The sequence below is a fragment of the Clostridium sp. LS genome, assembly GCF_002760435.1.
Lineage (GTDB): Bacteria > Bacillota > Clostridia > Clostridiales > Clostridiaceae > Clostridium.
On the sequence record NZ_AUUU01000252.1, the window covers coordinates 13,448 to 34,658 of the forward strand.

The following is a 21,211-nucleotide window of genomic DNA, read 5'->3' on the forward strand; positions in this document are numbered from 1 at the left end:
AGTAGAGAACCAAAAACAGAAAATTTGAATAATATATATTAACAAAAGAATAGGAGATGATAAACATGTCAAGACATTCTAAAGATTCTTGCTGCTGTCAATGTCAACCTTGTTGTTGCCAATGCCAACCTAGCTGTTGCCAAAGCTGTGGCTGCGGATGTGGTGGATTTGGTAATGGATTCGGTAATGGATTTGGAGGCGGCTGTGGAGGCTTCGGTAGTGGCTTTGGTGGCTGCGGAAGCTGGCTTTGGATTATACTAATTTTATCCTTCTGTGGCGGTTTCGGATGCGGCGGCTTTGGTGGCGGTTGCGGAGGATTCTTCTAATAATCTGATTAATATTAAGGAATCAACTGTATAGTAGCCTTATTATTAGATAATAGAAACGCTGGTTCCAGCGTTTCTATTATCTTTTATGTTTAAAAAATAAAGAAAGTTGTAATATAATACTTAAAAAGATATAATTTAAAATGTCAAAAGGGAATTGTTTTTAGATATTTTAACAATACGGAGTGATTATAATTATGGAAGAAAGATTACAGAAATATATGGCAAGTTGCGGAGTGGCATCAAGAAGAAAGTGCGAAGAAATAATACAACAAGGAAAAGTGAAGGTAAATGGAAAAATAGTAAATGAAGTAGGAATAAAAATAGATCCAGGTAAAGACATTGTAGAAGTTGATGGAGAAGTAATAAAAAAAGAAGAAAATAAAAAATATATAATGCTCAATAAACCTGAAGGATACATAAGTTCTGTAAAAGATGAAAAGGGTAGGCCAACTATTTTAGATATAGTGAAAACTAGTGAAAGAATTTATCCAATAGGAAGGCTGGATTATGATAGTTCAGGGTTAATTTTATTAACCAATGATGGAGAAATTTATAATAAAATTATTCACCCTAGAGTGGAACTTGTGAAAAAATATATTGCAGTTGTCAAAGGTGAAATATTACAAAAGGATATTCAGAAATTTGAGATAGGCATAGATATTGGAGGATATATAACAGCCCCGGCAACATTGAAAATAATAGGTTTTGAAAATGGAATTTCAACAATTGAAATTGGAATTCATGAGGGTAAAAACAGGCAAATTCGAAAAATGTGTGCAGCATTGAATCATGAGGTTTTATCTTTGAAAAGAATAGCAATCGGTGAAATTAAATTGGGTTACTTAAAAAGGGGAGAATATAGAAACTTAAGCAAGGATGAAATAGACTACATAAATGATTTATAAAAATAATAGTAAATCTAAAGCAACTTACAAATTTGTAATAATTTCTGTGAAATAACAGTTATTTATTGAACATTTGGAAATAAGATGATAAAATTAAAATAATATTATTCAATGTGATACAGGAAGGCAAAAGATGGATGAATTAAATAATGAAAATAGCAAAGATTTAATGAGATTAATTCAGGGTAAATTTATTAGGTTAAGTAAAGGTCAAAAACTGATAGCTGAATACATATTAAAGAATTATGATAAGGCTGCATTTATGACAGCTGCTAAACTCGGAATTTCTGTTGGAGTATCAGAATCAACCGTAGTAAGATTTGCAAATGAACTAGGTTTTTCAGGTTATCCTAAATTGCAAAAAGCTTTGCAAGAACTTATAAAAAATAAACTTACTACAGTTCAAAGATTAGAACTTAGAAATGATTATTTTTCAGATGGTGACGCTCTTAAAGGTGTGCTTAAAGCTGATATGGAAAATATTAGAGCTACTTTAGAGAAAATAAATCAAAATACTTTTGAAGATGTCGTAAAAAGCATTTTTGATGCTAAAAGAATATATATAATAGGCCTTAGAAGTTCAACAGCACTTGCGGAATTTTTAGGATTTTACCTTAACATAATACTGCAAAATGTAAAAATCGTAAGTTATGGTATTTCAGATGTATTTGAGCAAATGATAAATGTGGGTGAAGGTGATTTAGTAATAGGAATTGGTTTTCCGAGATATGCTGCTAAGACAATAGATGCTTTAGAATTTTCTCAAGATAGAGGTGCTAAGGTAGTTGCTCTTACAGATAGTTTATTATCACCACTAGCTTCTAAAGCAGATTATACTTTAATAGCTCAAAGCAATATGGCATCGTTTGTAGACTCATTAGTAGCGCCTTTATCAGTAATAAATGCATTGATAATAGCTGTAGGAATGAGAGAAAAAGAAAACATTTCGGATATATTTGGAAACTTGGAACAAATATGGCAGACTTATAATGTATATTCATATAATAATAGAAATGTGGCAGATGATTAAGTACAATTATGAGAGATAAGAACTAGGATAAGCTGTTCTCAGAAAATTTTGAGGGCAGCTTATTTTAATTAATTAAGTTTTTCATATAAATATTGGTATATAATTTAAATAAGTAACTTTATTTATAAAATTTATTTTAATAAATAAGGAGCTTATTATTAATGTGTTAAATTAAATGAGGAGATGAAATGATGCAAACATTAATAAAAATGCCAGCTGATGTAGATTATATTATAACTACTTTAATGGATAATGGATTTGAAGCATATATTGTTGGCGGATGTGTTAGGGATAGTATTCTAAATAAAAAACCTAAAGACTGGGATATAACAACAAAAGCTAAACCTGAAGATGTAATTAAATTATTTGATAAAGTGGTTTTGACAGGATTAAAACACGGTACTGTTACAGTAATAATAAATAAAGAGAGTTACGAAGTAACAACGTATAGAATAGATGGTGAATATGAAGATAATAGACATCCAAAAGAAGTAAAATTCGTTAATTCACTAAAAGAGGATTTATCAAGACGAGATTTTACAATAAATGCTATGGCTTATAATGAAAGAGATGGGTTAATAGATTACTTTGAAGGTATGAAAGATCTGGAAAAGAAAATAATAAAAACGGTAGGGGATCCAGAAAAAAGATTTAGTGAGGATGCTTTAAGAATGTTAAGAGCTATTAGATTCTCTGCACAACTAAGTTTTTCAATTGATGAACATATATTATGTTCCATAGGTAAACTTAAAAATCATATTATGAATATTTCAAAAGAAAGAATAAGAGAAGAATTTAATAAAATACTACTCTACAATCCTACGAAAATTGAGAATCTAAAGGAATGCGGGCTTTTAGATTTTATTATACCAGGAATTAGCGCTACGTATAATAAAAATCAAAATAATCCATATCATATTTATGATTTATATAATCATATAATTTTGTCTACCAATTCCATTGAGCCTTTACTTCATTTAAGGTTAACAATGTTACTGCATGATTTAGGAAAAATAAATGTTGAAACAATAGATGAAAAGAATATATCCCACTTCTATGGGCATGCTGAAGAGTCAGTTAAAATATCTGAGAAAATACTAAAATCTTTAAAATATGATAATGACACAGTAAATAAAGTTTTAACTTTAGTAAAATATCATGATTGCACACTTAAAAGCAAGTTATCAATAAAGAGGATGTTAAATAAAATAGGTGAAGATCTTTTTAGAGATCTAATAAAAGTCAAGAAAGCGGATATATTGGCACAAAATCCAATATATAGTGAAGAACGTTTAATTAATTTAATTAATGTAGAAGATAAATTAAACATTATATTAGCTGAAAATGAATGCTTTATGTTAAAAGATTTAAAAATCAACGGGCGAGATTTAATAAGTTTAGGTTATGATAAAGGCAAAGAAATTGGGGAAACACTACAGTATTTGCTGAATTTAGTTATTGAGAATCCAGAATTGAATGATAGGGAAAAACTTATTAATATAGTAAAAAAAAATTAGAAACGTGAAAAATACAATTTAAAGTTTTTCTTCTTTTTCAATTCTGTTGATATTTATTTTAGAAATTCTTACAAATAATAATTTAAAAATCTCCAATCTATACAGATAGTGTAAAAAGATGTATAATAAATATACAAGTAGTAATGATTTTATTAATATTCATTTAGTTAAATATTAGGAGGTATTGAAGCCTAATATAATTAGATACTTTTCATTTTGAATAAAATGATGTAAAATTAATGCTATGATTACTTTACATAGAAGTATGTGGATATAGTATTTAATTTTGATTTAAATAATAATTATTTGATTTGGGGGAAAATCATGGAGAATGTAATAAATTATATGGAAGTATGGGTAAGGGAGTACATGGAAATCTTATTAGCAAAAACAGATGGTTGTAAATGTGATAAATGTAAACGAGATATCTTTACTCTGTCATTAAATAATCTTAAACCCTATTATGTTGCTACACCTTTAGGCAAAATAATGGCCAAACTTGAGAGTACAAAACAACAAGTTGAAACAGATATAGTAGTACAAGTTACTAAAGCAATTAATAAAGTAAACAGCAATCCTAATCACGATAGATAATGATTAGGATTAAAAAATTATGCTTAATTAAGTTGAATATTGCAAGCAGAAATTTAAAACATATATATAATTATATTTTATTATTATGAAAAGATATAGTAAATAGAATTACCAATTTCCACTAGAGCCACCACCACCTGAAGAGCCACCTCCAAAGCCGCCGAAGCCACCTCCAGAAGAACCGCCTCTTGGTCCATTACCTCTGAAAAAACTACTCCAAAGAATAATTTGTAATAGCGAGTAGGATATTCTTCCTCTATTGAATATAAAATCTAAGATTAGTAAACATAATATGGTTCCACCAATAATTTTAACATTTGTGTTACTAGCAACGGAATTGGCAGCTGGCAGAGTAATATTCAATGATTTGTCCAAAGTTACATTGTATTCTTTAGCAATATAATCACAAAAAGTACTATAAGCATTTTGGAGGCCTTCTCCATATTTTCCTACAACAAAGCTTGGTTTTGCAATAGTTTCCATAACTCTATTACTTAACACATCTGGAATAGCACCTTCGAGTCCACGTCCGACTTCTACTCTCCAGGTTCTGTCTTTAATAGCTAAAAGAATTAATAATCCATTGTCCTTACCTTTTTGACCAATTCCCCAAGTTCTAAAAAGATTAATAGCGTAATCTTCAATAGGAGTTTTATTTGTTGAATTAATAATAACTATTACTGCTTGTGCACCTGTCTTATCTTCTAATTCTTTACCAATTGAAACTATGCTGTTAGCTTCTGTTAGATCTATTGATTTAGAATAGTCATTTATATATTTGTAATTTGTTGGAGAAGGAATTGTAGTTTCAGCATTTATAGGAAAATTTGCAATGAAAATTACTAAAAGAAGAAAATACAAAAAAGAAAATACAAATTTATTTTTTACATTTACTTTCATTTAGTAAAATCTACAGAAGGGACATTGGCAGCACCTTCAGTTGCTTTATAAAGTGGTTTCTCTTGAAACCCAAATAATGATGATATTATATTAATAGGGAAACTTCTTCTTTTAGTATTATAATTTGTTACAGCCGTATTATAATCTTGCCTAGCAATTGCTATTCTATTTTCTGTTCCCTCTAACTGAACTGATAAATCTCTAAAATTTTGATTTGATTTTAGTTCAGGATAATTTTCAACTATAGCAAGTAACCTTGAAAGAGAACCTGATAGCTGACTGTCTGCGTTAGCTTGTTCTTGAACATTAGTTGCACCAGCTAATCGACTTCTGGCATTGGCTATGTCTGTAAATATTGTTTTTTCTTGAGTAGCATAACCTTTTACTGTATTCACCAAATTAGGAATTAAATCAGATCTTCTTTGCAATTGAGTATCTATATTTGAAGCTGCTGCATTAGCAGTTTGTTCCAATGAAACTAATTGGTTATAACCACTTACAGGAATACCTATAACTATTAGTGCTACAACTACAATAATTGCAATTTTTGTACCTTTTTTCATAATAAAAGACCTCCTTTCATCCTTAAGTTTAGTATGTTCAGAAATAGTGATTTTTATATATTAAGAATGGATATTAATATTTAATTTCGACTGAAAAATATTAATTACTTGGTTTTAGATTATTATGTATGATAGAATATAAGAAAACTTTAGTAATAGGTGATTATTTTGATATATGTATTAAACAGTGAGACACTACAGGAGGATTGCATTGATAATATTCAATCAAGTAGAGAAAAAGCATTTCTTTGCAATATTACATTTGAACAACTAAAATTATATGCTGAAAGGTTGAATATTAATGAAAGAATACTTTATGAAAGCTTAAATGGGAAAACAACAAAGTTTGAAAGCTATGAAGGATTTGATTACATATCTTTAAAAATTCCTAAACTGAGTAATGTATTAGAACCTTCAAATAAAGTATGTATATTTTTCACCAAAAGTCTTCTTGTATTTATTTCTAATAACTTTTATGTTATTGATAATCTAATTAATAAAATACAATCCCAAGAAATAAGATGTACTAGCCTTAGCAAAGTTTTCTATAACTTTTTTGATATTCTTACACATGAGGATGCGAATTTTATAGATAATATTGAATATGAAATAACAGAACTTGAAGATGGATTAATAACTTCTAAGGATGATAACTATTTAAATAAAATAGTTATTCTAAGAAAAAAATTGCTAAAGTTAAAGCGTTATTATGAGAGATTTATAAGTATAGCCGAATCAATAGAAGAAAATGATAATGAATTAATTGATAAAAAGACAATTAAATATTTTAGAATGTTCACTAATCGAATTAACCGATTATATGAAGGAGTAAATAATTTAAGAGATTATGTTACTCAAGTTAGGGAAGCCTACCAAGCTCAAGTTGATATTAACCAGAATACATTGATGAAATTATTTACTGTGGTTACCACAATATTTTTGCCACTATCACTAATAGTAGGGTGGTATGGGATGAATGTTAAGATGCCAGAATATGGCTGGGATTATAGTTATCCAGCTATTATTTTAATAAGTATCAGTATAGTAGTTTTTTGTATTGTTTGGTTTAAGAAAAATAAATGGCTTTAAGTTAAAATAGTTCCTAAAAGGCAAGTTACTTTGAATAAGCCTTTTAGGAACTATTTTGATTTTATAAAATAAAGAAAGAAGCTGCAACAATTAAATATACTGCAAGAAGCTGCACACCCTCGAGCCAGTTGGATTCGCCATCATTTGAGACTCTGTTTACTATTAATACAGCAACTATTAGTGCAATTAATTCAAATTCATTAAATACAATGCTCATTGGAGTGAAAAATAAACTTAAGAATATTAAAATAGGAGCTACAAATAAAATTATTTGTAAGCTTGAGCCAATAGCAATTTCTAAAGCAACATCCATCTTATTTTTCATAGCCATAGCTACACCTGTACTATGTTCGGCAGCATTTCCTATAATAGGGATAATGATTATTCCAACAAAAAATTCGCTTAGACCTAAACTTTTCGTAATTGATTCTATGCCACTAACTAAGAATTCACTTTCTATAGCTACTAGTACTGTAGCTATAACTAATATTCCAATAGCTTTTTTTAATGACCACTTAGCTGTACCTTCTCCTTCAGTGGCAACCATATATATGTCCTTATGGGTAAAAAACGAAAAGATTAAACTCAATATGTATATTGAAATCATTATAACGGCAACAATTATGCTTAAGCCCTCGTATCTTGTATTTAAAAGTGAAGTTTCGACTGTATGTGTAAATAGTGCTGGCACGCATAATCCAACTACTGCAAATAATAACATACTTGATGAGACCTCTACTACTTTTTTATTAAAGGTTTGAGTCTTATGTTTTAATCCTCCTGCAAGCATACTTGCTCCAAGAACTAATAAAACATTTCCTATTACACTACCCGCAATAGAAGATTTAACAACTTCAAAAAGCCCTTGTTTGAGAGCAAAAAATGATATTATAAGCTCAGTGGCATTTCCAAAAGTTCCATTTAAAAAACCGCCTATTTTCGGACCTGCATAAAAGGATATTTCTTCAGTTCCTTCTCCCATTAGACCTGCTAAAGGTATTATTGATAATGCAGCTAACACAAACATTATAGATTGTGATGCATGCATAAACTCCGCTATAAAGCTTATTGGGATAAATATAAGCATATATTTTAATAATTTCATAAAATAAATTCCTCCTTGATTATGTAACGTACCTTTCGCGTCAACCATATAAACTTGTTTTATGTTAAATGATTTTTCTTATAAAAGTTATTATATAACTAATAAAGTTAGTGTTAAACAAACAAAAGTTATTTCTAAAATATACTTGTTAGGTTTAATAGGAAATCTCTTTTTAGAACCTTATGATAAATTGTTACTTTTATTATATTATAAAGTATTAATTAGTATACTGCTATATTTTACTAGCTAATAGAATATTTAGCAACTTATTCTAATAAAACTATTTTTATATAAACATTTGTATGTTATATTAAGGATAGGAAATCACTATAATTATATAATTATGGTGTAAAAATTAATGGAAATTACAATGTTATTAACTTTATTATTACGAAGGAGGTACTGATATGTCAGTAAAAATGTTGCACACATGCATTAGGGTTAAAAATTTAGAGGACTCTCTAAAGTTTTATAGAGATGCTTTAGGCCTAGCAGAAACTAGAAGAAAGGATTTTCCCGAGCATAAATTTACTCTTGTGTATCTTTCAGATGCTACAGGAGTTTATGAAATTGAACTTACTTACAATTATGGTGTAGAGAAATATGAAATAGGAGATGGATTTAGTCATACTGCTATAGGAGTAGATAATCTTGAAGAAATGAGAGAAAAACATTTAGAGTTAGGATATGATGTTACACCGCTAAAGGGATTACCTGGAGAAAAACCAAAATATTACTTTGTAACTGATCCAGATGGATATAAAGTGGAAGTAATAAGAAACTAAATATCACAAAAACATAAATTATATATTTTATATTTGCTATATTATTTTAGGAGATTGTTTTAAATAAGCAATCTCTTTTTAAAGCTCTTTACATATTGTGGTTATAATTATGATTTTGCGTAGTAAATTATGATATAATTTATAATAAAGATTTAAATGAAAAGGTATGATTTTATGGACAAGAAAAAAAACATGTATGTATTTCTTGGAGCGGGTATTGTTGTTATTCCATTTATTATATGTGTAGCAGTATTTTTTCTATATAATAATATGCATAAACCCGAAAATAAACTGGTAGAATATATGAACTTAATTAATTCTAAGGATTATGATAAGATGTACGAATTAACAGATGCTGAAACTAAGCAAAAGCTATCTAAAGATGATTTTGTCACTAGAAATAAAAATATATATGAAGGAATTAATGCCTGTGATGTAAAAATAGATGTTAAAAATATAGAAAAAAACGGAAGTACAGCAACGATAAATTATGATACAAGCATGAATACAATTGGTGGACAATTGCAGTTTTCTAATAGTATAACTATGACAAAAGGCATAGGCAAAGATTATGCTATAAGTTGGGATTCAAAAGTGATTTTTCCTGATTTAACTGATAACGATAAAATTAGAGTAAAGAGTATTAAATCTAAAAGAGGTGATATTCTTGATAGAAACGGAACTAAACTTGCAACAGATTCAGTCGCATCAAATGTAGGGATTGTGCCAGGTAGTCTTGGAGGAGATAAAGATAAAGCTATTAATGATATAGCTAAATTATTAGAAGTGTCAGTTGACTATATTAATAGTCAATTAAATGCATCATATGTAAAGCCAGATATGTTTATTCCAATAAAGACTATACCAAATGGAGATTCACGGATTTCTAGCTTACTTAAAATTTCTGGTGTTAAAATTACTGAAAAAGATGCCAGAGTATACCCATTAGGTGTGCAAGCAGCACATTTAACAGGATATGTACAAGCTATTAATGGCGACGAATTAGCAAAGCTTAAAGATAAGGAATACACTGAAAATTCAGTAATTGGAAAATCTGGCCTTGAAAAAACCTATGAAGATACTCTCAGAGGTGTAGATGGCGCAGAAATTTATATTCAAACAAATCAAGGAGAAAAAAAGGAGTCACTTATTATTAAGGAAGCTAAAGATGGAGCCGATTTAAAATTAACAATTGATAGTAATATGCAAAGCTTATTATATAATCAGCTTGATAAGGAAAAAGGAGCATCAGTTGCAATGAATCCTAATACTGGGGAAGTATTGGCTTTAGTAAGTGCTCCAGCATACGATCCAAATGATTTTGTATTAGGTATATCTAATGATAAGTGGAATACTTTAAACAATGACCCCAATAAACCTTTATACAATAGATTTCAAGCTACGTCAGTTCCGGGCTCTTCTTTTAAGCCAATTACAGCAGTTATTGGGGTAGATACAAAAAAAATTGATCCAAATGCCAATAAAAATATTACTGGGCTAAGTTGGAAAAAGAATAGCAGTTGGGGAAATTATTCTGTTACTAGAGTAAGTGACTATAGTGGACCATCTAATCTTTTGAACGCACTTGTCTATTCAGATAATATATATTTTGCCCAAGCTGCATTAGATATAGGAAAAGATGTTTTTAAGGATAAACTGGGTAGCTTTGGATTTTCAGAAAAAATTCCATTTGAATATCCATTATATAATTCTCAGTTTGCTAGTGATAATACATTTAAATCTGAAATTCAGTTGGCAGATAGTGGGTATGGACAAGGAGAAATTTTAATTAACCCAATTCATTTGGCAGCACTTTATACATTATTTGAGAATGATGGCAATATACTTACACCGTACCTTATTTATAACACACCACCTGAAAATAAGATATGGAAGGCAACTGTTGTATCAAAAGATTCAGCCAGCACTGTGCTACAAGATTTAATACAGGTTGTAGAAAATCCAAATGGTACTGGTCATCAGGCTTATACTAACGGCCTAACAATTGCAGGGAAAACCGGTACAGCTGAAATTAAAGCTACGCAGCAAGATAAAACTGGAACAGAACTTGGCTGGTTTGTTGGTATGACAACAAATAAATCACCTAATAATTTATTAGTTGTCATGATGATCGAAGATGTTAAAAGTAGAGGCGGAAGTCATTACGTAGTTCCAAGAGTTCAAAAAGCCTTACAAACGATAAAATAAACTTAAATTCAAAATCAACCGGAATAATGATCTGTAGGAAAATGAAATTTTGCACTAAGCACTAAATAGAGGGTTGAATCCGTTTTAGCTTGCTCCAACTATTCGTAGGACAAGCTAAAGTGGAACAACCCTCTATTAAGTACGTTTTACAGCTTATTTTCCAATACTCACTTTATATTATGATTCTTGCAGTTACAAACATTTAAATAATCCCTACGCTTGATTATGAGCTTAAATTTATTCACGAAAATTAAAATACTTCATTTTTGAGGAGTATTGTTAAATTAATTAGATAATTAGAATTCACGCTCAAAGATTTTTACTTTGTCATGATCTTCAAAATCTTTTACAGAATGTATATCTAATTTTTCTAATACTTGATCAAGGACTTTACTATGAACCGGCACTTTAATTGCTGAATTATATGCATAATCATTTGCCGCTTCTCTTCCTTGTTCTGGTGGGATGATTGCTTTTGGTCCACCAACGCAGCCTCCCGGGCAGCCCATTCCTTCAAGAAAATTTGCATCAATATTCCCTTTTAAGGCATTATCTAAAAGTTCTTTACACTCTTTTACACCAGAAGCATGAGTAGCTTTAAAATATTTGAATTTCTCTGGATAGAGTTCTTCAATAGTATCCGAAACAGCAGTTGAAACTCCGCCACTTCTTGCATATAATCTTCCACCCCTTGAAGCGTATTCAACTGAAGGAACTCCATCTAATTTTTCAAGGTCAATATCTAAGGCAGTGAATATTTCATCAAGTTCTTGAAAGGTTAAAACAAAATCTACTGCATCATTCAAATCCTTATCTTTCGCTTCAGCTTTTTTAGCAATACATGGGCCAATGAAAACTACTTTTGCATCTTTATTTAAACTCTTTATCATTCTGGCAGCAGCCACCATTGGTGAAACTGATGGTGATAAATCTGGAATAAGTTCTTTATAGACCTTTCGTAGCATTCCAATCCAGATTGGGCAGCAGCAGGAAGTAATTAAAAAATCATTTGGGCCATTTACATGTTTATTGAATTCTGCAGCTTCTTTAATTGTTAGCGCATCAGCAGCAAATGCAACTTCAACCATATCTGTAAATCCAATTTTAATTAATGCTGCTCTTATTTGATCCATAGTTACTTCATCACCAAACTGACCTGATATTGCAGGAGCTACAGCAGCATAAACTAATTCATTATTTTTAATCAAATCTAAAACAGGAAGGAAAAATACTTTATCTAAAATAAGTCCATCTTTGCAAGAGTCAACACAAATGCCACATCTTAAACAACGATCGTTATCAATATATGTATTTTTTGCTTTATTATCATAAAGGATTGCATCAAAAGGACAAGCCGCTTGGCAACTAAATTTTCCATTTTCATCTTTTGCACATGATTCGGGGCAGCCTTTTAATTTATCAATTAACCTGGTATTTACAGTGTACTCTGTTATTGCTTTTTTTAGATTGTATACATAATTATTATCAAATTCCAAATCAACTCCACATAAAGAGGTAATTATAGAAAAAGTTTCTTGTGGGGATTGTTTATGACAAACCATAATACGCGTAAGAGTTTCATCAAAATTACCATTATAATATGATTTTACTAGTTCATCAAATAAATCATTAAACTTATTATTCATGATACACCTCCAAGGTATAAAATATAGTGCTATATATTATTATATATACAAAAGCAAATATAATACTTAAATTAAATAATGCATCATAATAATTTTTTATACCAAGACTAGTATTTGAATTAAAGTAATGATTATACGATTCGAATAAAATAATATATTTTAAAATTTGGCAATATTTATAATACAAAGAGTAGTATAAATATTTTAAAAAATTAAAAAGAATTTTGAAATATTTGTAGAAAGAAATAAATAAGTAGTATATAATTATAAATAACTTGTAAACGTATAAATGCTTTTATGTGAGTATAGTAAATTACGGATTTAGAGGCAAATAAAGAAAATAACTGTATTATTTCATATTAATTTTTTTGAGGTGATGATTAAATGTTTATATATATTTTAAATCTTTTAAACGATGGTTTAAAAAGAACAAGCTGTTTTTGTGACCGTTCAGCTTTAGAAATTATAAATGACACAAAATATATTACTCAAGTAGCTGGCATTAAACCAAGATTTAATTTGAGTGAGATTGCAGGAAGAATTAGTAATATTATTAGTATTTTAAACAAATATAATTTAGGTATTAGAGAAAAATTAGACATATTGAATAAATTAATAATAAATAAAGACAATGATTGGTTAATTAAGCATATTTACAATAACAATGATATAGGCGAATCTGGGTTAAGTATAAATTCTATTTTAACTAATACTCATGAAAATAGAAAAAGTGAAGAGAATTACATATCAGAAAACAAATTAACTGTAAGGACAAATAATTTAGAAGAGATGAAAGAATATTACGTGAAATATTACAATGGCAAGGTAGGGAAGAAGAGAATAAATAATAAAAGAGGGATAACTTCTTATACTATTGTCTTTGAATCTGGAATAAAAATAAAAATTATGAGCAAGAAAGGTGTTAGTTGTAGTGATGATAAAAAATTAACACAAGAATCTACTCATATAGCTATATCTGTTGGCAATAAAGATTCAATATATACATTAACAGAAGATACAAGGAAAGTAGCAGATGAAACTGCTGTTAGAACAAATTTGGCTAATGATAAATTACAACTTGAAAATATTATGAGGGCAAAGTTTTAGTTTAGAAGGAAGCTTAAAATAGATAACAATTTAAAAAAGGAGCAGTATGTGCTGCTCCTTGAAAAAATTAAATTATGCTTTGTTTACTGAACCGAATAATTCCATTTTTTCTTTAACTGTAGCTTTTATAGCTTCGAATCCAGGATTTAATAACTTTCTTGGGTCAAATCCTTTTCCTTCTAAGTCTTTTCCAGCTTCAATATATTTTCTTGTTGCTTCTTGGAATGATAATTGACATTCAGTGTTAACGTTGATTTTAGCAACTCCAAGAGATATTGCTTTCTTAATCATATCTTCAGGAATACCAGTACCACCGTGTAATACTAATGGCATAGAAGTTCCTACAGCTTCTTCAATCTTAGCTAGCGCATCAAAATCTAATCCAGCCCAGTTAGCAGGGTATTTTCCGTGAATATTTCCGATACCAGCAGCAAGCATTGTAACTCCTAGTTCAGCGATTTGCTTACATTCATTTGGATCAGCAACTTCACCTTTACCAATGATTCCATCTTCTTCTCCACCGATTGAACCAACTTCTGCTTCTAAAGAAAGACCTTTTTCATTAGCTACAGCAACTAATTCTCTAGTCTTTTCGATATTTTCAGCTATTGGGTAGTGAGATCCATCAAACATGATTGATGAGAAGCCAGCTTCAATACATTTATAACATTCATCATAAGTACCATGATCTAAGTGTAATGCAACTGGTACAGTTATATTTAATTCACCCATCATAGCATTAACCATAGCTGATACAGTCTTAAATCCAGTCATGTACTTTCCAGCACCTGCAGATACACCTAATATAACAGGTGAATTATTTTCTTGTGCAGTTAATAATATAGCTTTAGTCCATTCTAAATTGTTAATGTTGAATTGACCAACTGCGTATTTTCCTTCTCTAGCTTTGTTTAACATTTCTTTAGCTGATGTTAACATTTTACGACCTCCGTATACTTCTATATTTATTATAATAACTATAATATCCCAAGAAAACTGATAATTTCATTTTACATATCAAGTTTCCTTTTTCTAATTTATTATACTCTAAAATTCACTTTATGAAAACAGAAAAATGAAAATTCTGCTTATACAGTATAAAATATAAAGATATGTCTATAAGAAATTATAAAATTACAAATCTAATTTCTCTTATTATTACCACTAACTATGTAAATTATGTTTTAAAATAAACTTAAGAAAAAGAAGAGTTCTTAAAAATACATATTAATGAAATACCCTCTATGATATTATGTGCTTATTTTAATAAAATAGTTCATAAAAAATTGAATTATTTTATTAATAAGTATATGATGAAAATTGTGTAGGAATATTGTTGTGTTGTACAAAACAATATTAACAATTATTGGAGGTATAATAATGATTTATGATAATATCAAAAACAATAGGGATTATTCAAGCCTTAACAGAAGCTTTATAAAAGCATTTGACTTTTTGAAAAATTATGATTTAAAAACTCTTGAACCAGGTGAGTATAATATTGACGGTGATAAAATATTTGCAAACGTTCAAGAATATACAACTCAATGGGAAGACGAAAAAAAATTGGAAGCCCATGAAAAATATATAGATATCCAATTAATTATTGAGGGACAAGAGATAATGGGCTTTGCACCAGTAAGAGATTTGGAAATTCAAGAAGATTTAAGAACAGAAAAAGACTTAATGTTTTTTAAGGAAATATCAGATTATTCTAGGATTCAATTTACTAGTGGAGATTATGCAATTTTTTTCCCAGAAGATGGTCATAAACCTGGTTGTGCATTAAATAAATGCTCTAAAGTTAAGAAAGTTGTAGTAAAAGTTGCTTGTAAATAGATTATGATAGTTTATTTTTAGCAGAAGATAAGACTCGATTCACTGTACACGTGTGCCTGAATCGAGTCTTAAAATTTATAATTTTAAATGCCAGTTGTCTTTACCTTAAAGTATATTTGAAGTATTATGCTTTAAGGCATCTATATAATTAATAATATATGTCTAGGACAAACTCATTTCATTAGAAGATTAAGGTCTTAACTATTATATTCAGCATATAAAGATTCCTTTTCAGCAATAGGCATATTCCAATTATGCCAGCTTTCTGTCTTATTAGTTTATTCCCATTTCTGCATTAAACTAATACTCATTACCGATATACTCTATTCATTATTATAATATAAAGCTTCGGAAAATTAATATTTTGAAAATATTTAATTAAAATTAGGATCATGTAGATGTGTGATAAAGTCACAGATTATAAAAATTATCTAAATTAAACTAAAGCTAAGAAGATTGGAAGGAGAGATTCTTATGAAGAAAAGGATTATTATTATTGGCGGAGTTGCTGGAGGAGCATCAACAGCAGCTAGGCTTAGAAGATTAGATGAAAATGTTGAAATAATCATGGTAGAAAAAGGAGAATATATCTCATTTGCTAATTGTGGACTACCTTATTATATAGGAGGAACCATTGATGAACGTGGAAAATTAATAGTACAAACAGTTGAAGAAATGAGCAAAAAGTTTAATTTAGATATAAGAAATTTAAATGAAGTAATAAGTATCGATAAAGAAAATAAGAAAATTAGGATAAAAAATCTTAGGACTAATGAAGAATATGAAGAAAATTATGATATTTTGGTCTTATCGCCTGGTGCATCACCAATAAAACCGCAAATTCCTGGAATTAATGATTGTGATAATTTATTTACTCTCAGAAATATACCTGATACAGATAAAATAAAGTATTACGTAGATAATATAAAGCCTAAACATGCAACTGTAATAGGAGGAGGATTTATAGGGCTTGAAATGGCTGAAAATCTAAAGACTAGAGGATTAGAGGTTACCCTTGTTGAAGCTAGTGATCAAGTAATGGCTCCTTTAGATATAGAAATGGCAAGCATAGTTCATGAACACTTAATTGATAAGAATATTGAATTGATTTTAAAGGATGGAGTAGCAGCTTTTGAAAATAATGGGCGAAAGCTAATATTAAGCAGCGGAAAAGAAGTCTGTACTGATATGATAATACTATCTATTGGTGTGAGACCAGAAACAACAATTGCAAGAAAAGCTGATCTTAAATTAAATGAGCGCGGAGCCATAATAGTTGATAAGCATATGAAAACTTCTGATCTAAACATTTATGCCTTGGGTGATGCCGTTGAAATAATGGATTTTGTAAATAAAAGACCTGCAATGATACCATTAGCTTGGCCTGCTAATAGACAGGGAAGAATAGTTGCAGATAATATATGTGGCAAAAATGTAGAATATAAAGGAACTCTTGGTTCATCAGTAGCGAAGGTCTTTGATTATACGGTGTCTGCAACTGGAAGTAACGAAAAAACTTTAAAAAAATTAGGTGTTGAATATAAGGCAATTCATATTCATCCAGGTTCTCACGCAGGATATTATCCTGGTTCGTTTCCAATAGCATTTAAGATGTTGTTTGATCCAAAGTCAGGAAAAATATTAGGAGCCCAAGGTGTAGGTATTGATGGAGTTGAAAAGCGCATTGATGTGCTTGCTACGGCTATAAAAGGTCAGCTTACTGTTTTTGATTTGCAGGACGTTGAACCTTGTTATGCTCCTCCTTATAATTCAGCAAAGGATCCAGTTAATATGCTTGGGTATTATGCTTCAAACATTATTGAAGGAATAACAGATATAATTCAGTGGAATGAAATAGATAATTTAGATAAAGAAACTTCAATTATAGTGGATATAAGAGAAGAGTTTGAATTAGTAACTGGTAAATTAGATAACTCAATTCATATTCCGCTGGAAGAATTAAGAGATAGGTTAAGTGAAATTCCAAACGACAAAAAAGTATATGTTACCTGTCAAGTAGGACAAAGGGGATATACTGCTTGTAGAATTCTTGAGCAAAATGGAATTAAATGTGTAAATATTGATGGAGGAATGAAGACATATTTATATGTTAAGAGAGCAGAAGAGTTCATTAAGAACCAATACAAAAATGTTAAAGAATTAAAAGAAGAGGTAGCAGTTATGAAATTAGAAAATTCAAATTTAACAGAAATAAATGCTGACATTACTTTAAACGCATGCGGACTTCAATGCCCAGGTCCAATTAAAAGAGTGTTTGAAGAAATAATGAAAATGGATAACGGAAATATTTTAAAGGTTAAAGCGAGCGATCCGGGATTTAGCAAAGATATAAAATCATGGTGTGATTCAACTGGAAATACTTTATTAAAATCCGAATTTAATAGTAACGAAAAAGCATTTGTAGCTTTTATACAAAAAGGAATCAATCAAGATTTAAATAGAAAAATAGTATCTTCAGATGTTGTTGAAAAAAATGGAGCAACTTTGGTAGTGTTTAGTGGAGATTTAGATAAAGCAATTGCTTCATTTATAATAGCTACAGGAGCAGCATCAATGGGTAAACAGGTAACTATGTTCTTTACATTCTGGGGATTAAATATATTAAAGAGCGAAAGTAAACCAAAAGTTAATAAGGATGCCATGGAAAAAATGTTTGATGTTATGCTTCCTGCTCATCCAGGAAAATTGCCATTATCGCAAATGAATATGATGGGCATGGGACCAGCAATGATAAAGCAAATAATGAAAAAGCATAATGTTGACAGCTTAGAAACTCTAATTAAAAATGCTATTGATATGGGAGTTAAAGTTGTTGCATGCTCAATGAGTATGGAATTAATGGGAATAAAAAAGGAGGAGTTTATACCAGGAGTTGAAATTGGAGGTGTAGCTTCTTATCTTGGTGCAACAGAAGGTTCTGACCTAAATTTATTTATCTAACTAGTGAAATTAAGAAATTTAAAATCACTGTATTAAAAATTATCCAAAAAAGTAATGTTTAAATGAATTTTTAATATACATTACTAAAGGATAATTAACAATAATACAGTGATTTTTTATTATATAAAATTTATTAAGATAGGAGAAATGATTAAATGATTAGGCCAAAACCTTTAAAAAAAGGAGATAAGATTGGATTAATTGCTCCTTGCAGTCCAGTAAACCAAGAGAGACTGGGAGCATCAATTAAGGCAATGGAGGATTTAGGGTTTAAAGTTGTTTTAGGAGAAAGCTGCAGATGTTATCATGGCTTTCTGGCTGGAGGTGATGAAATAAGAGCCAATGATATTAATCTTATGTTTCAAGATAAGAGCATAAAAGGAATCTTTGCCATAAGGGGAGGATATGGGTCAACAAGAATACTAGATTTACTTGATTATAACATGATTAAGAAAAATCCTAAGGTTTTTGCTGGATATAGTGATGTAACAGCTCTTCATAATGTGTTGAATGAAAAATGTAAACTAATAACCTTTCATACTCCTATGGCATCAACTGAGTTCTATAAGGGAGTAGACGAATTTACACTAGAATATTTTAAGAAAAATATTTTTTATGAAGAGCCACTAGGGGGGCTTAAAAATCCTGAAGGACAGGAAATCAAAACCTTAGTAAATGGCAAAGCAAAAGGAAAATTAGTTGGAGGTAATCTTTCTTTAGTAGCTGCATCTATGGGCACACCTTATGAACTTGATACAAAAGGAAAAATACTCTTTTTAGAAGAAATAGATGAATATCCTTATAAAATTGATAGGATGCTGCTCCAATTAAAACAATGCGGAAAGTTTAAAGATGCTGAAGGAATAATCTTAGGAGCATGGACAAATTGTGAAGCTAAAGAAGGGGATAATAGTTTAAATTTAATGGAAATTTTTGACGAACTAATTAAACCAGAAAATAAACCTACAGTTTACAATTTAGCTTGCGGTCACTGTTTACCTACTTTAAGTATTCCTTTGGGCTCAAAGGTAAAAATAAATGGAGATAAAAGTAAAGTAACTATACTATAATACATTGTAATAGGGGGATAAAATGAAATATGCAGTAGTTAAAAGCACTATTGGGTCATTAAAAAGTAAACCTAAAGAGTATTCAGAAAATGTTGATGAAGTTTTATTTGGAATGAATGTAAAGATACTTGAAGAACTATCGAATAATTGGTACTATGTATTAACCGATTATGTTTATGAAGGTTATATAAATGGAGATAATTTATTAATAGATGACGAAAATTCAAAAATTTGGGCTAAAGAAAAAAATACTGTAGTCATAAATTCCTTTGCAGATGTTTTAAATAAACCTGAAGCATCTGGGTATGTAATTGCAAGTTTAACACGAGGGGCCAATTTAATTTCGATTAATGAAATTAGCGAAAATAAACGTTTTGTAAAAGTTAAATTGCCAAATTCAGAAGTTGGATGGGTAAGAAAGAACTTCCTTTCAAACCTTAAAGACAGCTACGATGCTAAGGAAGAGGAAAATCTTAGAGAAAGCTTAGCTAGTACTGCGCTAAGTTATCTAGGGACTCAATATAGATGGGGTGGAAAAACACCTTTAGGAATTGATTGTTCAGGTCTTTGTTCAATGGCCTATTTGCTAAATGGAATTATTATTTTTAGAGATGCAAAAATAAAAAAAGGCTTTCCCATTAAAGAAATTCCATTTAACAAATTAAAAAAAGGAGATTTAATATTCTTTCCAGGTCATGTTGCCATGTATTTAGAAAATGGAAGATATGTTCACTCCTCAACAAGCAATGATATAGTCAAAATTAATAGCTTAAATGAAAACGATGATAATTATAACGAGTATTTAGCTAAAAATATAAAAAAAATCGGAAGCATTTTTTAGTAACTACGTATAATCATAGATAATAATCAAATAATAGGTTAAAGTATAAGTTAAATAAATAAAAAGCATAAAATTAACATGATTATTACCAAAGTTAAAACACATAATATAAGTGAAAATTTATTATGTGGAGGTAACGAAATGAGAACACTTTCAGAAGCAGAAATTTTATCCCTAACAGCAGTTTTAAAAATGGAAAGTGACGGATTATCAATGCAAAGAGCACTTAGTACATTAATATCAGATGATGATTTGAAAAGGCAAAGTGAAGCTAGTTTATTAGCTGCTGAAGGAAGAATAAAAGGAATCCAACAGTTTATGAATGAAAATGGAGTTCCAGTTGCAAAGGAGGTACGATAATATGGCAAATATTATTAGTAATATGATAAAAAGTACAGTAGATATAAATGATGAAACAATTGCATCAAGTATGTTATCTGCAGCTAAAGAAGGTGCTGATATGTACCTTAATGCAACATTAACTAGTAACACTCCAGAACTTAAGGCTATTTATTCTGCATCATTAGGGCAAATGGTTGAAGGCCACACTACACTTACAGAATTAAATGTTAATAAAGGTTGGATTAAGCCTTATGATACGCCAATAGAACAATTAACTCACTCATATTGTGAAGCAAAAGAAATAATTGATGAAATTAGAGAATAAGGCACATGAAAATAAATAACAAGTCCAAAGTTGCTAATATAAGTTCCGATGTTGT

The 21,211-nt window shown here is 29.6% G+C and carries 20 protein-coding genes; 15 read left to right on the top strand and 5 right to left on the bottom strand.

Annotated features, from left to right (window positions below; all coding sequences use genetic code 11):
- The first annotated feature begins 65 nt into the window (after window positions 1-65).
- From COL3_RS27175 to COL3_RS27195, 5 genes are all read left to right on the top strand, one after another.
- Window positions 66-326 carry a hypothetical protein gene (locus COL3_RS27175; protein ID WP_008422037.1) on the top strand — a complete coding sequence of 87 codons (261 nt, stop codon included), beginning with the start codon at window positions 66-68 and terminating at the stop codon, window positions 324-326.
- A gap of 197 nt (window positions 327-523) precedes the next feature.
- On the top strand, window positions 524-1,234 hold the full coding sequence (locus tag COL3_RS27180) for a pseudouridine synthase (protein ID WP_008422035.1): 711 nt from the start codon (window positions 524-526) through the stop codon (window positions 1,232-1,234).
- A 133-nt stretch (window positions 1,235-1,367) separates the two neighbouring features.
- Complete coding sequence (locus tag COL3_RS27185; protein WP_008422034.1) at window positions 1,368-2,264, top strand: MurR/RpiR family transcriptional regulator; 897 nt, start codon at window positions 1,368-1,370, stop codon at window positions 2,262-2,264.
- Window positions 2,265-2,455: 191 nt separating this feature from the next.
- The gene (locus COL3_RS27190; RefSeq protein WP_035283093.1) at window positions 2,456-3,781 is read left to right on the top strand and encodes an HD domain-containing protein; all 1,326 of its coding nucleotides are present in this window, start codon (window positions 2,456-2,458) and stop codon (window positions 3,779-3,781) included.
- A gap of 324 nt (window positions 3,782-4,105) precedes the next feature.
- On the top strand, window positions 4,106-4,375 hold the full coding sequence (locus COL3_RS27195; RefSeq protein WP_008422029.1) for a late competence development ComFB family protein: 270 nt from the start codon (window positions 4,106-4,108) through the stop codon (window positions 4,373-4,375).
- Window positions 4,376-4,483: 108 nt separating this feature from the next.
- Here COL3_RS27195 and COL3_RS27200 read toward each other — a convergent pair whose 3' ends face one another.
- Together COL3_RS27200 and COL3_RS27205 are read right to left on the bottom strand one after the other, a co-directional pair.
- On the bottom strand, window positions 4,484-5,275 hold the full coding sequence (locus COL3_RS27200) for a TPM domain-containing protein (RefSeq protein WP_008422026.1): 792 nt from the start codon (window positions 5,273-5,275) through the stop codon (window positions 4,484-4,486).
- Window positions 5,272-5,838, bottom strand: a complete 567-nt coding sequence (locus tag COL3_RS27205; RefSeq protein WP_008422023.1) for a LemA family protein — start codon at window positions 5,836-5,838, stop codon at window positions 5,272-5,274. The genes COL3_RS27200 and COL3_RS27205 overlap by 4 nt, the downstream gene beginning before the upstream one ends.
- 159 nt (window positions 5,839-5,997) lie before the next feature.
- Between COL3_RS27205 and COL3_RS27210 the strand changes: the two genes are divergently transcribed.
- The gene (locus COL3_RS27210; protein WP_242982206.1) at window positions 5,998-6,927 is read left to right on the top strand and encodes a CorA family divalent cation transporter; all 930 of its coding nucleotides are present in this window, start codon (window positions 5,998-6,000) and stop codon (window positions 6,925-6,927) included.
- A gap of 61 nt (window positions 6,928-6,988) precedes the next feature.
- Here the strand turns inward: COL3_RS27210 and cax are convergent, their stop codons facing one another.
- Window positions 6,989-8,032, bottom strand: a complete 1,044-nt coding sequence (gene cax / locus COL3_RS27215) for a calcium/proton exchanger (protein WP_008422019.1) — start codon at window positions 8,030-8,032, stop codon at window positions 6,989-6,991.
- Between the two features lie 407 nt (window positions 8,033-8,439).
- Between cax and COL3_RS27220 the strand changes: the two genes are divergently transcribed.
- Together COL3_RS27220 and COL3_RS27225 are read left to right on the top strand one after the other, a co-directional pair.
- Complete coding sequence (locus tag COL3_RS27220; RefSeq protein ID WP_008422017.1) at window positions 8,440-8,817, top strand: VOC family protein; 378 nt, start codon at window positions 8,440-8,442, stop codon at window positions 8,815-8,817.
- A gap of 174 nt (window positions 8,818-8,991) precedes the next feature.
- A complete protein-coding gene (locus COL3_RS27225) occupies window positions 8,992-11,025 on the top strand; it encodes a penicillin-binding transpeptidase domain-containing protein (protein ID WP_008422015.1) in 2,034 nt (677 codons plus the stop codon).
- Window positions 11,026-11,321: 296 nt separating this feature from the next.
- Here the strand turns inward: COL3_RS27225 and COL3_RS27230 are convergent, their stop codons facing one another.
- Window positions 11,322-12,671 (bottom strand): [Fe-Fe] hydrogenase large subunit C-terminal domain-containing protein, encoded by a 1,350-nt coding sequence (locus tag COL3_RS27230; RefSeq protein ID WP_008422014.1) that lies wholly within the window; start codon window positions 12,669-12,671, stop codon window positions 11,322-11,324.
- Between the two features lie 384 nt (window positions 12,672-13,055).
- Here COL3_RS27230 and COL3_RS27235 point away from each other — a divergent pair, with 384 nt between their 5' ends.
- Entirely contained in the window at window positions 13,056-13,778 is a 723-nt protein-coding gene (locus COL3_RS27235) for a hypothetical protein (RefSeq protein WP_008422012.1), read from the top strand.
- A 72-nt stretch (window positions 13,779-13,850) separates the two neighbouring features.
- On the opposite strand, the gene fba is transcribed toward COL3_RS27235, so the two are convergent.
- Entirely contained in the window at window positions 13,851-14,717 is an 867-nt protein-coding gene (gene fba / locus COL3_RS27240; RefSeq protein WP_008422010.1) for a class II fructose-1,6-bisphosphate aldolase, read from the bottom strand.
- 441 nt (window positions 14,718-15,158) lie between these two features.
- Between fba and COL3_RS27245 the strand changes: the two genes are divergently transcribed.
- The 6 genes from COL3_RS27245 (at window position 15,159) to COL3_RS27270 (ending at window position 21,156) form a co-directional block, all read left to right on the top strand.
- A complete protein-coding gene (locus tag COL3_RS27245) occupies window positions 15,159-15,617 on the top strand; it encodes a YhcH/YjgK/YiaL family protein (RefSeq protein ID WP_008422007.1) in 459 nt (152 codons plus the stop codon).
- Window positions 15,618-16,091: 474 nt separating this feature from the next.
- A complete protein-coding gene (locus tag COL3_RS27250) occupies window positions 16,092-18,578 on the top strand; it encodes a CoA-disulfide reductase (RefSeq protein ID WP_008422005.1) in 2,487 nt (828 codons plus the stop codon).
- Between the two features lie 155 nt (window positions 18,579-18,733).
- On the top strand, window positions 18,734-19,648 hold the full coding sequence (locus COL3_RS27255; RefSeq protein ID WP_008422003.1) for an LD-carboxypeptidase: 915 nt from the start codon (window positions 18,734-18,736) through the stop codon (window positions 19,646-19,648).
- 22 nt (window positions 19,649-19,670) lie between these two features.
- Entirely contained in the window at window positions 19,671-20,489 is an 819-nt protein-coding gene (locus COL3_RS27260; RefSeq protein ID WP_008422001.1) for an SH3 domain-containing C40 family peptidase, read from the top strand.
- Between the two features lie 141 nt (window positions 20,490-20,630).
- Window positions 20,631-20,849 carry a hypothetical protein gene (locus COL3_RS27265; protein WP_008422000.1) on the top strand — a complete coding sequence of 73 codons (219 nt, stop codon included), beginning with the start codon at window positions 20,631-20,633 and terminating at the stop codon, window positions 20,847-20,849.
- Window position 20,850: 1 nt separating this feature from the next.
- Window positions 20,851-21,156, top strand: a complete 306-nt coding sequence (locus tag COL3_RS27270) for a spore coat protein (RefSeq protein ID WP_008421998.1) — start codon at window positions 20,851-20,853, stop codon at window positions 21,154-21,156.
- The last annotated feature ends 55 nt before the right edge of the window (window positions 21,157-21,211 follow it).

What these genes read in the sequence shown, in the direction of transcription:
- COL3_RS27265 (WP_008422000.1), top strand. Translation starts at nt 20,631, where the DNA reads ATGAGAACACTTTCAGAAGCAGAAATTTTATCCCTAACAGCAGTTTTA.
- COL3_RS27195 (WP_008422029.1), top strand. Translation starts at nt 4,106, where the DNA reads ATGGAGAATGTAATAAATTATATGGAAGTATGGGTAAGGGAGTACATG.
- COL3_RS27260 (WP_008422001.1), top strand. Translation starts at nt 19,671, where the DNA reads ATGAAATATGCAGTAGTTAAAAGCACTATTGGGTCATTAAAAAGTAAA.
- COL3_RS27205 (WP_008422023.1), bottom strand. Translation starts at nt 5,838, where the DNA reads ATGAAAAAAGGTACAAAAATTGCAATTATTGTAGTTGTAGCACTAATA.
- COL3_RS27270 (WP_008421998.1), top strand. Translation starts at nt 20,851, where the DNA reads ATGGCAAATATTATTAGTAATATGATAAAAAGTACAGTAGATATAAAT.
- COL3_RS27235 (WP_008422012.1), top strand. Translation starts at nt 13,056, where the DNA reads ATGTTTATATATATTTTAAATCTTTTAAACGATGGTTTAAAAAGAACA.
- COL3_RS27220 (WP_008422017.1), top strand. Translation starts at nt 8,440, where the DNA reads ATGTCAGTAAAAATGTTGCACACATGCATTAGGGTTAAAAATTTAGAG.
- COL3_RS27225 (WP_008422015.1), top strand. Translation starts at nt 8,992, where the DNA reads ATGGACAAGAAAAAAAACATGTATGTATTTCTTGGAGCGGGTATTGTT.
- COL3_RS27250 (WP_008422005.1), top strand. Translation starts at nt 16,092, where the DNA reads ATGAAGAAAAGGATTATTATTATTGGCGGAGTTGCTGGAGGAGCATCA.
- cax (WP_008422019.1), bottom strand. Translation starts at nt 8,032, where the DNA reads ATGAAATTATTAAAATATATGCTTATATTTATCCCAATAAGCTTTATA.
- COL3_RS27185 (WP_008422034.1), top strand. Translation starts at nt 1,368, where the DNA reads ATGGATGAATTAAATAATGAAAATAGCAAAGATTTAATGAGATTAATT.
- COL3_RS27190 (WP_035283093.1), top strand. Translation starts at nt 2,456, where the DNA reads ATGCAAACATTAATAAAAATGCCAGCTGATGTAGATTATATTATAACT.
- fba (WP_008422010.1), bottom strand. Translation starts at nt 14,717, where the DNA reads ATGTTAACATCAGCTAAAGAAATGTTAAACAAAGCTAGAGAAGGAAAA.
- COL3_RS27175 (WP_008422037.1), top strand. Translation starts at nt 66, where the DNA reads ATGTCAAGACATTCTAAAGATTCTTGCTGCTGTCAATGTCAACCTTGT.
- COL3_RS27230 (WP_008422014.1), bottom strand. Translation starts at nt 12,671, where the DNA reads ATGAATAATAAGTTTAATGATTTATTTGATGAACTAGTAAAATCATAT.
- COL3_RS27200 (WP_008422026.1), bottom strand. Translation starts at nt 5,275, where the DNA reads ATGAAAGTAAATGTAAAAAATAAATTTGTATTTTCTTTTTTGTATTTT.
- COL3_RS27180 (WP_008422035.1), top strand. Translation starts at nt 524, where the DNA reads ATGGAAGAAAGATTACAGAAATATATGGCAAGTTGCGGAGTGGCATCA.
- COL3_RS27255 (WP_008422003.1), top strand. Translation starts at nt 18,734, where the DNA reads ATGATTAGGCCAAAACCTTTAAAAAAAGGAGATAAGATTGGATTAATT.
- COL3_RS27245 (WP_008422007.1), top strand. Translation starts at nt 15,159, where the DNA reads ATGATTTATGATAATATCAAAAACAATAGGGATTATTCAAGCCTTAAC.